Raw genomic sequence first — 12855 nt, forward strand, 5'->3', positions numbered from 1 at the left:
CGGATGCGGTGCCCTCTGTGGCCCTGGCTCGTTCAGCTGCAACCTCACGAGGTCGGCTGGACATCCAACTCCTTCCGGGCGCTCCAGGTGACGAAGTTCTCAGGGGCGTGCTGCTCCCTCGTGATCGCCGCCAGGTAGTGTGGCTTCCAGACATCCCGGACAAAGGCTTCCATCGTGGTGGGCAGCGAGGAGCGGTCGTCGTGGAACCGCACACGGCCATCGTTGAGCGCATCCAGTGTCTGACTGTCATCGAGCCACCGTTCGGAGGTCCCGAACCTCCTGAGGAACTCCGCTTCGATCTCGCGCCGCCTTCTGTCGACGAAGCGGTACTCCACCGGTCGGCCGATCTCGGTCCCGATGATGTTGGCCATCTCCGACATCGTGAAATCCATACCAAGCTCACGGACCATGCGGTGCTGACCGGTCGGATGCGTGAGTTCCCGGGCAGCCAGGTCGGCGATGTCTTCCGTGGCCACCCAGGGCGTCTTCACGTCCGGGTCCAGCGACCAGCCGATGCGACCATGTTTTGCGATCGCGTCGGTCCACATGAACAGGTTCTCCATGAACCAGCCAGCCCGCAGGTGCACCAGGTCCATGGTCTGGAGACGGTTCAGCACCTGCTCAAGCTGGTAGAAGGGCTGGAAGTGGCCGGTGCTCCCTCTCACCTCGGCTCCCATCGCTGTCAGGCTCACGGCCAGCCTGACCGGAGATCCCCGGAGTGCGTCGAAGAAGCGGAGGGCGACCTCGGGGTAGTGCCCGTGGATGTTGTTCCAGTCCGTCTTGACCATGAGGAACGCGGCATCGGCATCCTGGAAGAACCGGTCGAGCTCTCCCGCTCCGGTGTCGAAGCTCCCCAGGAGCGGCTCCGCGCCCATCCTGACCAGTGCGTCCAGCGCCGGACCGCCTCGCGACAAGGCTTTCACCTGGTGCCCGGCACCTAGCAGGGTGCGGGTAAGCCTGGCGCCGATCCGGCCTGTTGCACCGACGACGGCAATTCGCATGACGGTCTCCATTGCATTGGTGGCCGCCATCCGTAGCGCGTTGCGGCGCGCAGGAATTTGGAGATACTGCCATATGATCTCTAAATCCGGTCAATCCGCGGCAAAGCGACCGCCCTGCGGCAGCGGCTGCGATCTCGCCCGCTCGGACCGCCCGGCCTTCGCCCTGCACCTCGACTTCAGCGACTACGAGGCCGAGGTGTGCCAGCATCAGCACCGGCAGGGCCAACTGGTCCTGGCCCTGCACGGTGCCGTCACCTGCACGGCTGCGAACGGCCGCTGGATTGTGCCGCCAGGCTGCGGGGTCTGGATCCCGGGCGGCGTGCCGCACAGCAACCAGGTCACGGCCAACGCCCGCCTGTCCTACCTGTTCGTCGAACCCGACGCCGCGGCGCTGCCGACGCAGTGCTGCACGCTGTCGGTGTCGCCCATGCTCCGCGAGATGATCTTCCGCCTGACGGACGTGCCCGGCAGCTACGCACCGGACGGCCATACTGGCCGCCTGGTGCGGGTCCTGCTGGATGAGTTGGCGATGATGCCCAAGCAGAAGCTGGAACTGCCCGTGTCCGGCCATCCCAAGATCGCGGCCATCGCCGCCGCATTGACGGCGGAGCCCGGCGACCGCCGCACCATGGCTGAGTGGGCCGCCCACGTCGCATTGAGCGAACGGTCCCTGGAACGGCTGATGGTGGCCGAGACAGGACTGACCTTCGGACGGTGGCGACGCCAGTTGCATCTGGTCATCGCACTGCGCGAGCTCGCTGGCGGCGCTACGGTCCAGAGGGTGTCGAGTGACCTCGGCTACGAGTCCCCCACCGCATTCATAGTGATGTTCAAGAAGGCATTCGGAACGACGCCTGCTCGCTACTTCGCAACCTGACCGGTCGCACTCGTGACCTGTATGCGGCGCGCCGCTGCCTGACATTGAGCAGGGCCAGCGAGTATCGGGCAGCGCATCCTGCCGTCGCAGCTGCAGGAGTGCCGCTTGTAAGATATCTTCATGGAGCCAGGTTTTGCGGCCATTCGGCAGGACGGTGTGATCCGGGCAGGTCTGGCCCGCAGCCGTGTGGCAGATCTACTCCAGCCTCCTATCATCACGGCGCTGTTGATCCGTGAGGCGAGAATTGCTTGCACGGGATTCTACCATGCTCGTTATGAGCAGCGTCCGGTACGGTCCTGAACATCACTCGGATGACGGGATCCACGGCTGAAAGCTGCCAAGCACGGCTGGCTTGCGCCTGATGGGACGCCGGCTTTTCACATGCTTGATCTCACTGCGTTCACAGCATGGGTCCTGGATTGACATGACGCCGTTCCAGCCAACGACCACTACCCGGTTGTGCCGTGACGACGCCGTCGCGCATCACGACCACACCCCGAGCTATCGTGCAGATCGGCCAGCCGGTCACCGCCATTCCTTCGTAAGGCGTGTAGTCGATCGCGTGATTCATCAAAACATTGGTCATGGTGACCCGCTTGTTCGCATCCCACAGCACCAGATCCGCGTCAGCACCCACCGCGATGCAACCCTTCCGTCCAGCAAGCCCGGCAATACGGGCCGGGTTGGTGCTCACCAGCGCCACGAACTGCTCGAGCGTGATGCGCCCCTTCGATACTCCTTCCGAGAACAGGATGGGCAGCCGCGCTGCGAGGCCCGGGATGCCGTTGGGAACTTGGTCGAAGCTGGCGTCGCGCCCGTTCTTTGCCTTGCCACGGTCCCCATCGTAGGAGAAGCCGCAATGATCCGAGGACGCGACGTCAAGCACGCCGCGCCGGATCATCGCCCAGACACCCTCGTGGTCGACGGCGTCGCGCGGCGGCGGGCTGCACATGAACTTCGCGCCTTCGAAGCCGGGCCGGTCCATGTCCGCAGCCGTCAGCGTCACGTATTGCGGGCAGGTTTCGCCCCATACGTGCAGGCCACGTGCCTGGGCCCGCACGATCTCCTCCGCCACCTCGGCGCAGGACACGTGGAACACCTGAATCGGCTGCTTCACGAGTTCCGCCAAGGCAATCGCACGGCCCGTCGCCTCACGTTCCACCACCACGGGCCGCGACAGGGCGTGGTAACGTGGGCGGGTGTGCCCTTCGGCCAGAAACGCCGCCTGACGCCAGGCCACGGCGTCATGGTTCTCGCAATGGACGTGCACCATCAGCCCGTGTCGCCGCGCCGCCACCAGCACCTCGAGGAACTGCGCATCGGTCAGGTGCAGAGGGTCGTAGGTGAGAAAGGCCTTGAGCGACCCGACACCATCGGCGATCACCTGGGGCAGCTCCTCCTCCATCACCAGCGGCGTCGGGTCGGTGATGATCTGATGGAAGCCGTGATCGATCATGCCGCACGCCGCACGCTCACGATTGCGGCGGTGTTGTTCAAGGATGCCCTCACCACGGAACTGCGGCGTGAAGCAGATGATCGTGGTGGTGCCGCCGGAAAAGGCGGAACGGCTGGCGGAAACGAAGCTTTCCTCGTGCACGGTGCCGTCCGCCTGCGGCTCCTCCACGTGGCAGTGCGTGTCCACGCCGCCCGGCAGCACCAGCAGGCCGGAGGCGTCGATCACCTCGGCCGCCGAGCCGAGAGCCTCGCCCAGGGCGACGACGCGGCCGCCCAGCACCCCCACGTCGCAGCGCGTGGTGCCGGAGGCGGTGACCACGGTGCCGTTCCGTACGATCAGGTCGAGAGGGGACATCGCAGTGTATTCTCCCGTGCCGGCTCAGCGGTCGCGAAAAGGGTGCGTCGCGGCCCAATGCCGCGCGATCTCCGCACGCGGGGCGACCCAGGCTTCGTCGCCTGCCGCAAGAACGTGGTCGAGGAATCGTTCCAGCGCTGGGGCGCGCGAGAAATGGCCGATCATGCGCATATGCAGGCCGACCGACATCATCTTTGGCGCCCCGGCCCGTCCTTCCCGTCGCAACAGGTCGAACCCGTCGCTCAGAAAGGATGCCCATGCGCCGGGGCTGGCGAGCGGGCCCTGCATCTTGCTGTCGTTGGTCGCGAGCGAATAGGGCACCACCAGGTGTCCCTGCCCTCCCACCTCCGTCCAGAAGGGCAGGTCGTCGGCGTAGCTGTCGCTGTCGTACAGGAAGCCGCCGTGTTCGCGCAGCAGGCGGCGCGTGTTCACCGAGGGTCCGTAACGGCAGTACCAGCCTTCCGGCCGTTGTCCCAACGTGCGCTCCAGCGAGGCCACGGCGCGGGCGATGCGGTCGCGCTCCTCTGCCTCGCTCAGGGCGAAGTGGTTTTCCCAGCGCCAGCCATGACAGCAGATGTCGAGCCCCGCCTCACGGATCGCCGCGGCCGCTTCGGGGTTGCGCTCCAGCGCCAGGGCACAGGCGAAGATCGTCGGCTTGAGGCCGCGCTCGGCAAAGATCCGCAACAGGCGCCAGAAACCCGCCCGGCTGCCATACTCGAACATGCCCTCGGCCGCGAGGTCACGGCCCTGGATCCCGCGCGGCGGCCCGGCGGCATCGGACACGCCGGTCTCGGTCGCCGCGTCGCCGTCGGCGATCGAGGGCTCGGAGCCTTCCTCGAAGTTGATCACGAAGTTCACCGCGACGCGCGCGCCGCCCGGCCAGCGCGGATCGGGCGGATGGCCGCCGTAGCCCCGGAAATCCCGCTGCACCTCGTAGGTCATCGCCTGCCCTTCCTCCTCACGCCGCCATCCAGCCGCCGTCCACCATCAGCACCTCGCCCGTCAGGAAGCTGGCATCGTCGGAGGCGAGGAACAGCGCCGCGCCCGCCACATCCTCCGGCCTCCCGAGGCGCGGCCAGGGCGTCCTGGCGCGCGAATAGTCGAGCCAGCGCGGCTCCACCGCCCGTCCCGTCTTGCCGGTGAGGATCTTGCCCGGCGCCACCGCGTTGCAGACGATCCCCTGCCCCGCGTAATCGGCGGCGACCTGCCGCGTCAGGTAGGCGATGCCGGCCTTCGAGGTGCCGTAGGCCAGGGCCTCCGGCGCGGCCACCATGCCGTGCTGGGAGGCGAGGTTCACCAGCCGGCCGCGCACCTCCCCGCGGGGGTCCTGCAGCACCATGGCCCGCACGGCGGCGCGGCTCATCAGGAAGGTGCCGGTCAGGTTCACCGCGAGTACCCGCTCCCATTCCTCGCGCGTGCAGTCCAGCAGCGGCGTACCCGAGGCTATGGCAGCGTTGTTCACCAGCACGTCGATCCGGCCGTGCCGCGCCACGGCTTCGGCAACCACCGCCTCACACTCCTCCTCGCGCGACACATCGCAGCGGCGGAAGCGGCACTCGAGGCCCTGGGCACGCAGCAGCGCCTCGGTCGGCACGCCACCTTCGCGCACCTCCTCGGTGGTGTCGGCCACGATCACGCGGGCTCCTTCCCGCGCGAAACGGGCGGCGATGGCGCGGCCGATGCCGGAACTGCCGCCGGTGACGATCGCCACCCGTCCGGAAAGGCGATCCGTCATGGCCTCTTCCGCCTCACGTTACCCGTGCCGGCTGCGGCGTCCTCACCGCCACCGGCACCGCCCGGCCCGTGTCGGCGTAGCCCCGCCCGTAATGCGCTTCCAGCCGCACCTGTACGAGGTTCCACAGCGTCGTCAGCACCAGGTAGTAGACCGCCGCGACGCAGTAGAGCTCCAGAACCTCGAATTTCTCCTGCATCAGCACCTGGCTGCGACGCATCAGCTCTTCCAGCGAGATCACCGAGGCGAGCGAGGTCGCCTTCAGCAATCCGTTCAGGGAATTGCCCAGCGGCGGGATGATCAACCGCGCAACCTGCGGCATCAGCACCAGCCGCAGCGTCCGCCAGCGCGACAGGCCGAGTGCGCTCGCGGCCTCGGTCTGTCCCTTCGCCACGCCCTTGAACCCGCCGCGGATGGTTTCCGACAGGTAGGCGGCCTCGTTGAGGCTCAGCGCCGTCAGTGCGGAGGCCAGCACGCCCAGCTTGATCCCGGCCTGCGGCAGGCCGGTGTAGATCAGCACCAGCTGAACCAGCAGCGGCGTGCCGCGGAAGATCCAGACGTAGAAACCTGCGACACCCGACGCCAGCTTGTTCTTCGACATCCGCATCAGCGCAAGCACGGTGCCCAGGATCAGGCCGATGGCCATGGTGGCGATCGTCAGGCCGATCGTCACCAGCACGCCCTGCAGGAGGTAGGCGTTGGTCAGGTACGACAGAAAGGCTTCGACGCTGAACATCGACCAGATCCTTCCGTTGTCTCGAACTCTTCAGTGCAGGCCGCTCAGGTCGGACCCGTGCCGCGGATCGCGAACTCACCTGCCGGCAGGCGGGTCATGCCGAACTTATCGAACAGCCGGTCGTAGGTTCCGTCCGCCCGCAATCCGTTCAGCGCCACCGCCGCAGCCTGGGCCACGTCACGGTCGCGAAAGGCAAAGGTGATATCGGTGCCGAACAACCCGTGCAGCCAGATCTTCGCGACCTTCTTCTGCGCTAGATCGTTCGTGGTCTCGTCGATGTTGATCCCGGCTTCCAGCTGCCCGGCCCGCAGCGCCGCCACGGTTTCGCTGGCGGTGGAGAAGGTGCGGAAATCGATCGGCTTCAGGCCGCGCGCCACCATCTCGGCGTTGACCTCGCGCGACTTACGCTCCTGGTAGGTCGCGCTTTCCACGCCCACCACGCGACCCGCGAGATCATCGAAGCTGGTGATCGTCAGCTTGCTGTCCGGCAACGTGTAAACGCTGATCGCCTGCTGCGCGTAGGGCACCATGAAGAGGATCTTCGACCGTTCCTCGGTCCAGAACAGACCGGTGTTGATCGTGTCGAACCGTCCCGCGCGGAGACCCGGGATCATCGGCGGGAAGTCCATGCGCAGGAAGACCGGCTCCACGCACATCTTCGCCGCCATGGCCTTGGCCAGTTCAACGTTGAGCCCCTGCAGCTCACCCTTGCTGTCCACGAACTGCTGCGGCGGCAGGGTAGGGTTGATGGACATCTGCCACTTGCCCGCTTCCAGCAGGTGGTTGCCCCCGATGACGGGCTTGCAGGCCGGAGACTGCGCCTGGGCCTGCGTCGCAGCGGTCAGGAGAATTGCGCCAGCGAGACCGAGAAGAAGACGCCGAGTTCGCATCACAGGGTTCCCTTCCAAGGAAGTACCGGGCCGGCGCGGTGCGCGTCGGCTATGTTCCAAGGTGGAAGGCTATGCCTAGCAAGAAGCGTGCACGTCCCTGTTCGCACCGCTCCGGCCGAGGATCAACGAAGCATGCTCCGCGTCGATGACGACCTCGTCGCGGGCGTTCACGAGTTCCAGGAACTCCGTCACGATGCCGCGCCCCGGCTGACGGCTAGGCCGCTTGGCAATGAAGCGCATGCGAAGGTGCAACTCGTCGCCCGCGAGCACCGGCCGGCGGAAGCGGACCTTGTCCCAGCCCAGTGAAGCAATGGAGGTGGTCTCGTACAGGCGAAGCTCTGTTTTCAGCCCCTCCATCAGCGACAAGCCGAAGAGCCCGTGCGCGATCACCGCGGGGAAGCCACGCGCGCGGCAATATGCGTCATCCATGTGCAGCGGGTGGTGATCGCGCGTCAGTTCCGCGAAAGCTGCGATCTGCGCGGCCGTCATCCGGTGCGTGCCGGTGACGTATTCCCGCCCGACTTCCACGTCCTCGAAGAACAGGCTGCCGCTCATCGCGCCACCTTCGCGCGGGCGGCCTGCAAAAGGAAGCCGTCGCGCAACCCCATCGGACCGGGGCGGAACAGGCGCTCGTCCATCGGCTTCACCGCCGGGCTGACGAGGGGCGCGAAATCCATCCGATCGAGCACGTCCTCCTGCAGGCGCAGGCCCGGGGCGAGCTCGGTCAGTACGACGCCCTCGGCCGCCAGCTGGAACACCGCGCGCTCGGTCACGAAGGTGACCTCCTGCCCCTTGCTGCGCGCGAGATGGCCGCTGAAGCTCACCTGATCCACCACGCGCACGAACTTCCGCAGGCGTCCTTCGCACCGGATCTCGGGACCGCCCGCCGTGACCGCGACGTCGAGGCCACCGCCCGTCAGCGTGCCGCTGAACACCAACCGCCGCGTGTTCTGGGTGATGTTGATGAAGCCGCCGGCGCCGGCGAAGCGGTTGCCGAAGCGGGTGACGTTGACGTTGCCCTCGGCATCGACCTCGGCGAAGCTCAGGAAGGCGCAGCTGAGGCCGCCGCCGTCGTAGAAGTCGAATTGGTAGCCCTGATCCAGGATCGCACGCGGATTGACCGCGGTGCCGAATTCACGGGCATGCCCTGGCACGCCGCCGATCACGCCGGCTTCGACGGTGAGCGTGATCAGATCCTCGATCCCCTCCTCGGCCGCGACGTTGGGGATCATGGCAGACACCCCGACACCAAGGTTCACCACGTCGCCCGGTCGCAGCTCGAAGGCCGCACGACGCGCCATGACGCGGCGTTCGCTCATGGGGTCGGGCAGGATGGAGGAGGTCGGCACCCGCGTTTCGCCGCAGCGGCTGGGATCGAAGCGCGTGCCGAAGGTCTGCATCTGGTTCGGGTCGACCACGATGAAGTCGATCAGGTAGCCCGGGATCTTCACCATCTGCGGGTGCAGCGTGCCGCGGCGAGCCAGGCGCTCCACCTGGCAGATGACGATGCCGCCGGCGTTGCGAACCGCCTGGGCGATCGACAACTCCTCGCGCGTCGTCGCCTCGTGCTCCATGCTGACATAGCCGTCCTCATCCGCGGTGGTGCCGCGGATGATGGCGATCTTCGGCACGCCCGGCACGCGGTAGAGCAACCATTCCCGCATGCCCCGTTCCCGGTCCGGGAGGGTGACCAGCTCCACAAGCTGTTCTTCGGTCCGCGGGTTCATGCGGCCGCCACCCAGCCGCGGGTCCATGTAGGTTTCGAGACCCACATGGGTCAGCACACCAGGCTGGTTGGAGGCCATGGCACGGCAGAGCCCCGTCATCACGCCCTGCGGAAAGTTATAGGCTTCGATCTCGTTGTTATCGATCAGCGCCATGAAAGGCACCTGCGGGCCGTAGTGGCCGCCGATCACGCGCCGCACGAGGCCGCGATGCACGAAGTGGCACATGCCGTGCTCGGTGGTGGCACCGAGGCCGGTGACGTGAAACAGCGTCAGGTCGTGCGGCCCCTGCCCCGCCAGGAAGCGCCGCTCCACCGCCTCGATCACGGCTTCCGGCACGCCGGTGCCGCCATTGCCGCCGACGATGAGGAAGTCGCCGTCGCGGATCAGCGCGGCCGCCTCGTCGGCGCTGACCTGGCGCGGACCGATGGCGCTCACGTCACGCCATCTCCCGTTCGACCTGACGGGCGATGATGAGGCGTTGGATCTGGTTGGTGCCCTCGTAGATCTGCGCGAGGCGGACATCGCGGAACAGGCGCTCCACCCGGTATTCGCGGGAATACCCGTTGCCGCCGTGGATCTGCAGCGCGTTGGACACGTTGCGGGTGGCCATGTCGGTGGTGAATAGCTTGGCCTGCGCCGCTTCCTTCACGATCGGCAGCCCGGCGTCGTAGAGGCGCGCCGCGTGGTGGATCAGCAGCCGCGCCGCGTCGATCTCGGTGGACATGTCGGCCAGCATGAACTGCACCGCCTGGAAGTTGATGATCGGACCGCCGAACTGCTTCCGCGACTTCGCGTAGCTCACCGCGTCCTCGAAGGCCGCCTGGGCGATGCCGAGCGCCATGGCCGACATCATCAGGCGGGAAAAGTTGAAGTTCGCCATGGCCATCTTGAAAGCGCCGTTCTCGGGCCCGACCAGGGCGTCGGCCGGGGCTCGCACGCCATCGAGCGTGATCTGGCAATCCTCCAGCCCGTGCATGCCCAGCAGCTCCTCGTTCTTGCCGCGAAGCAGGCCGGGAGACTTACCGTCGAGCAGGAAGCAACTGATCGCGCGGTGCCCGCCATCCTCGGCGGTGCGGGCGAAGACCATCAGCGCGTCCACCACGCCCCCAAGCGTCACCCAGGCCTTGGTCCCGTTGAGCACCCAGCCCTCGCCGTCGCGCCGCGCGGTGGTGCGAAGGCCCGCCACGTCGGAACCATGGTCGGGCTCGGTAACGGCGGTGGCGGGGATGATCTCGCCCGACAGGATGCCAGGGATCCTGGCCTGCTGAGCGGCATTGCCGTGCTGGTCGAGGAACAGCGCCGCTTCCACCGGGATGGCGAAGGCATTGGCCACCGCGCCGGAACAGCGCGCCAGCTCCTCCATCGCCACGCAGGCGCCGAGCGCGCCCATGCCGGCCCCGCCCGCCTCCTCACGCAGTGCCACGGCAAAAAGGCCGATTTCCGCCATGCCGCGATAGAGCTCACGGTCGAAGCGGTCTTCCCGGTCGATTGCGGCGGCACGCGGCAGGACCTCGCGCTCCGCGAAACGTCGGGCGGTGTCGCGCAGCGCGACGAGTTCCTCGGACAGGAAGGGATGCATCGGCGGTCTCAGTCCGGTTGCACGTCCGAGGAAAGCCGGCCGCCATGGGCCACCTCGTCCTTGGCGCGATCAAAGAAGTAGATGGCCAGCGTCGCCTCGGGCACGCCGTAGTGCCGCGCCAGCGCCGGCGTCAGCGCCGCCGCCGCCGCGCGCCGCTCCGCCACGCCGCGACGGTAGGCGTGGACCTTCACGAAGATCCTCTGGGTTCCGGCCGCCTCGCCCGCCCGCCCGGCATGGGCGTAGTGCGCCCCGGCGACGTCGAGGAAGTAGAGCGTCACCGTCTGCGGCCCGACGGCGAAGGCCTCGCAGATCCCTGCGGTGACGCCCTCGGCCACCGCCTGACGGGTTTCGGGCAGAACGGGAGGTGCCAGGATCTCGACATAGGGCATGAACGGTCAGGCTTCCGTGTGGGGGCTGCAGGACTGTCGCCGGATCAGCCGCGCGCCGACGCGGTATTCCTGGCCGCGCCGCAAGGCCGCGCCGGCCCCACCGCCGAGGCGTTGCAACAGGCGATCGGCCGCCAGTTCCGCCATCGCCACCGCGCCGCTGTCCACGACGCTGATCGCCGGCCGCTGCCAGGCGAGGCCGGGCATGTCCTCGTAGCAGAGCAGCGAGAGCCCGTCCGGCACCGCGATCCCGCGCTCGGCGACGCCGCGCAGCACGCCCAGCGTCGACTCATGATTGGCCACGAAGAGGGCGGTCGGCCTGTGGGGGCGGTCCAGCAGCGCCGCGCAGCCAGCCAGACCGGTTTCCGGCACGTAGGGGCCGGCATGAACCAGCTCGGCCAGGAAGGGCAGCCCGGCCTCCTCCAGCGCGCGCCGGTAACCCGACAGCCGCTCCCGGCCCGAGGTGGTTTCCTGCCGCCCCACGATCAGCCCGATGCGCCGGTGCCCCAGTTCGAGGAGATAGCGCGTGCCGGCGTAGGCGCCTTCGGGGTCGGCCGCGAGCACGGTCTCGGCTTCCGCGGCCGGGTCCTGCCGGACCACGCAGACCACCGGCGTATTGCCGCGCTCCAGCATCGCGAGCTGCGCACCGTTCCGGCCGGTCGGGCAGATGATAAGGCCGTCCACCCGCTGGTCCGTCAGCGTCGCGATGGTTTCGCGCTCCCGCTCCGGCTCATCCGATGTCACGCAGAGCAGCATCTGGTAGCCCGCCGCCCGCAGCCGCTCGCCCACCACCTCGGCGAGCACGCGGAAGGACGCGTTGGTGAGGTTGTGCACCACCAGCCCGACCAGCTTGGAGGAGCGGGTCTTGAGCCCGCGCGCCAGCGTGTTGGGGCGGTAGCCGAGCTCCGCCGCGATGCGCTGCAGCCGCTGCTCCGTGCCACGGCTGGTCAGGCCGGCGCCGGTGAGCGCACGTGAGGCGGTGCTCACCGACACCTTGGCGGCGAGTGCCACGTCGCGAAGCGTGACCGGACCATTCATGCGGCGCAGCATGGACCGCAAACGTTTGCGGGCGCAAGCTGCATCTCGTCGGCATATTCGTTTGACCGCAACGAAGAACTTGCGTCAGATACGCCGCAATCGTTTGCGACAGCTGATCGTGGCGGGCGGCAGGAGAACTCCATGGACCTCACCGGCATCGGCGGCATCTGGCCCGCTTCCCTCACCCCCTTCGCCCCCGATGGCAGCATCGACGGAGGCGCCTTGCGCGCCCATCTGCGCCACCTGGCGGAAACCGACGGCGTTCGGGCGCTGGTGGTGAACGGGCATGCGGGCGAGGCCACTTCGCTCGATCGCGAGGAGCGTCAGGCCGTGATCCGCGCGGCGCGCGAGGTAGCGGGCGAGCGGGTCGGCGTCGTGGCGGGCGTGGTGGCGGAGGACACGCGCGGCGCCTGCGCGCTGGCCCGGGACGCGGCCGAGGCAGGGGCCGACGCGATCCTGCTGTTCCCGCCCCTCCTCTTCGCGGGCGGTGCGGAAGCGCGCCCCGAGATGGCGTTGCGCTTCGTGTCCGCGGTCGCCGCCGCCACGGCGCTGCCGATCGTGCTGTTCCAGCTCAGCCGCGCGTCGGGCCTCGGCTACGCGCCGGAGCTGCTGGGGCGCCTGTGCCGCGAAGTGCCCGGCATCATCGCCGTGAAGGAGGGCAGCGACATCCCCGCCGCCTACGAGGCCAGCCTGGAGGCCATCCGCGGCTGCGGGCGCCCGGTCACGGTGCTGACCACCAACAACACCTGGCTCTTCGCCTCCCTCGCCTACGGTGCGGACGGCATCCTTTCGGGCGTGGGCAGCGTGGCCTCGGCGATCCTGGCGGACATGTTTGCGGCCTCGCAACGCGGCGACATCGCGGCCGCCCGCCGCGCCAACGCGCGCCTGCTGCCGCTGACCCGCGTCTTTTATCGCCGCCCGGCGCTCGACATGCACAACCGGATGAAGACGGCGCTGCACCTGATGGGCCTGCTGCCCCACCCCGATCCGCGCCCGCCGCTGCTGCCGATCGAGCCCGCCGAGCGCGGCGAGATCCGTGCCGCCCTGGTCGCTGCCGGCCTGCTCGGCGCCTGAGGGGT

The 12855-nt window shown here is 68.2% G+C and carries 13 protein-coding genes; 2 read left to right on the forward strand and 11 right to left on the reverse strand.

Features of this window, described 5'->3' with window-relative positions:
- Positions 1 to 44 precede the first annotated feature (44 nt).
- Positions 45 to 1031 carry an NmrA family NAD(P)-binding protein gene (locus tag ACFFGY_RS02075; protein WP_377042709.1) on the reverse strand — a complete coding sequence of 329 codons (987 nt, stop codon included), beginning with the start codon at positions 1029 to 1031 and terminating at the stop codon, positions 45 to 47.
- 43 nt (positions 1032 to 1074) lie between these two features.
- Here ACFFGY_RS02075 and ACFFGY_RS02080 point away from each other — a divergent pair, with 43 nt between their 5' ends.
- Positions 1075 to 1878, forward strand: coding sequence for an AraC family transcriptional regulator (locus tag ACFFGY_RS02080; RefSeq protein ID WP_377042710.1), 804 nt, complete (start codon positions 1075 to 1077; stop codon positions 1876 to 1878).
- Positions 1879 to 2278: 400 nt separating this feature from the next.
- Here ACFFGY_RS02080 and hydA read toward each other — a convergent pair whose 3' ends face one another.
- The 10 genes from hydA to ACFFGY_RS02130 form a co-directional block, all read right to left on the reverse strand.
- Positions 2279 to 3688: a dihydropyrimidinase gene (gene hydA, locus ACFFGY_RS02085; RefSeq protein WP_377042711.1), complete on the reverse strand. Its 1410-nt coding sequence runs from the start codon at positions 3686 to 3688 to the stop codon at positions 2279 to 2281.
- 24 nt (positions 3689 to 3712) lie between these two features.
- Positions 3713 to 4630 carry a polysaccharide deacetylase family protein gene (locus tag ACFFGY_RS02090; RefSeq protein WP_377042712.1) on the reverse strand — a complete coding sequence of 306 codons (918 nt, stop codon included), beginning with the start codon at positions 4628 to 4630 and terminating at the stop codon, positions 3713 to 3715.
- A 16-nt stretch (positions 4631 to 4646) separates the two neighbouring features.
- Positions 4647 to 5423 carry an SDR family NAD(P)-dependent oxidoreductase gene (locus tag ACFFGY_RS02095; RefSeq protein WP_377042713.1) on the reverse strand — a complete coding sequence of 259 codons (777 nt, stop codon included), beginning with the start codon at positions 5421 to 5423 and terminating at the stop codon, positions 4647 to 4649.
- A 13-nt stretch (positions 5424 to 5436) separates the two neighbouring features.
- Complete coding sequence (locus ACFFGY_RS02100) at positions 5437 to 6156, reverse strand: amino acid ABC transporter permease (protein ID WP_377042714.1); 720 nt, start codon at positions 6154 to 6156, stop codon at positions 5437 to 5439.
- A 44-nt stretch (positions 6157 to 6200) separates the two neighbouring features.
- A complete protein-coding gene (locus ACFFGY_RS02105; RefSeq protein ID WP_377042715.1) occupies positions 6201 to 7046 on the reverse strand; it encodes an ABC transporter substrate-binding protein in 846 nt (281 codons plus the stop codon).
- A 75-nt stretch (positions 7047 to 7121) separates the two neighbouring features.
- Entirely contained in the window at positions 7122 to 7601 is a 480-nt protein-coding gene (locus ACFFGY_RS02110; protein WP_377042716.1) for a MaoC family dehydratase, read from the reverse strand.
- Positions 7598 to 9208 carry an acyl CoA:acetate/3-ketoacid CoA transferase gene (locus ACFFGY_RS02115; RefSeq protein ID WP_377042717.1) on the reverse strand — a complete coding sequence of 537 codons (1611 nt, stop codon included), beginning with the start codon at positions 9206 to 9208 and terminating at the stop codon, positions 7598 to 7600. Before ACFFGY_RS02115 ends, ACFFGY_RS02110 begins: the two co-directional genes overlap by 4 nt.
- Position 9209: 1 nt before the next feature.
- Entirely contained in the window at positions 9210 to 10352 is a 1143-nt protein-coding gene (locus tag ACFFGY_RS02120) for an acyl-CoA dehydrogenase family protein (RefSeq protein WP_377042718.1), read from the reverse strand.
- 8 nt (positions 10353 to 10360) lie between these two features.
- Positions 10361 to 10741, reverse strand: coding sequence for a tautomerase family protein (locus tag ACFFGY_RS02125; protein ID WP_377042719.1), 381 nt, complete (start codon positions 10739 to 10741; stop codon positions 10361 to 10363).
- A 6-nt stretch (positions 10742 to 10747) separates the two neighbouring features.
- Positions 10748 to 11788, reverse strand: coding sequence for a LacI family DNA-binding transcriptional regulator (locus tag ACFFGY_RS02130; protein WP_377042721.1), 1041 nt, complete (start codon positions 11786 to 11788; stop codon positions 10748 to 10750).
- Between the two features lie 129 nt (positions 11789 to 11917).
- Here ACFFGY_RS02130 and ACFFGY_RS02135 point away from each other — a divergent pair, with 129 nt between their 5' ends.
- Positions 11918 to 12850 (forward strand): dihydrodipicolinate synthase family protein, encoded by a 933-nt coding sequence (locus tag ACFFGY_RS02135; protein ID WP_377042722.1) that lies wholly within the window; start codon positions 11918 to 11920, stop codon positions 12848 to 12850.
- Positions 12851 to 12855: the final 5 nt, after the last annotated feature.

This window comes from Roseomonas elaeocarpi (assembly GCF_042433915.1).
GTDB classification, from domain to species: Bacteria; Pseudomonadota; Alphaproteobacteria; order Acetobacterales; family Acetobacteraceae; genus Roseomonas; species Roseomonas elaeocarpi.

Coding starts and splice junctions, on each gene's coding strand:
- ACFFGY_RS02090 (WP_377042712.1), bottom strand. CDS start 4,630: ATGACCTACGAGGTGCAGCGGGATTTCCGGGGCTACGGCGGCCATCCG.
- ACFFGY_RS02095 (WP_377042713.1), bottom strand. CDS start 5,423: ATGACGGATCGCCTTTCCGGACGGGTGGCGATCGTCACCGGCGGCAGT.
- ACFFGY_RS02110 (WP_377042716.1), bottom strand. CDS start 7,601: ATGAGCGGCAGCCTGTTCTTCGAGGACGTGGAAGTCGGGCGGGAATAC.
- ACFFGY_RS02075 (WP_377042709.1), bottom strand. CDS start 1,031: ATGGCGGCCACCAATGCAATGGAGACCGTCATGCGAATTGCCGTCGTC.
- ACFFGY_RS02105 (WP_377042715.1), bottom strand. CDS start 7,046: ATGCGAACTCGGCGTCTTCTTCTCGGTCTCGCTGGCGCAATTCTCCTG.
- ACFFGY_RS02125 (WP_377042719.1), bottom strand. CDS start 10,741: ATGCCCTATGTCGAGATCCTGGCACCTCCCGTTCTGCCCGAAACCCGT.
- ACFFGY_RS02080 (WP_377042710.1), top strand. CDS start 1,075: ATGATCTCTAAATCCGGTCAATCCGCGGCAAAGCGACCGCCCTGCGGC.
- hydA (WP_377042711.1), bottom strand. CDS start 3,688: ATGTCCCCTCTCGACCTGATCGTACGGAACGGCACCGTGGTCACCGCC.
- ACFFGY_RS02100 (WP_377042714.1), bottom strand. CDS start 6,156: ATGTTCAGCGTCGAAGCCTTTCTGTCGTACCTGACCAACGCCTACCTC.
- ACFFGY_RS02135 (WP_377042722.1), top strand. CDS start 11,918: ATGGACCTCACCGGCATCGGCGGCATCTGGCCCGCTTCCCTCACCCCC.
- ACFFGY_RS02130 (WP_377042721.1), bottom strand. CDS start 11,788: ATGCTGCGCCGCATGAATGGTCCGGTCACGCTTCGCGACGTGGCACTC.
- ACFFGY_RS02120 (WP_377042718.1), bottom strand. CDS start 10,352: ATGCATCCCTTCCTGTCCGAGGAACTCGTCGCGCTGCGCGACACCGCC.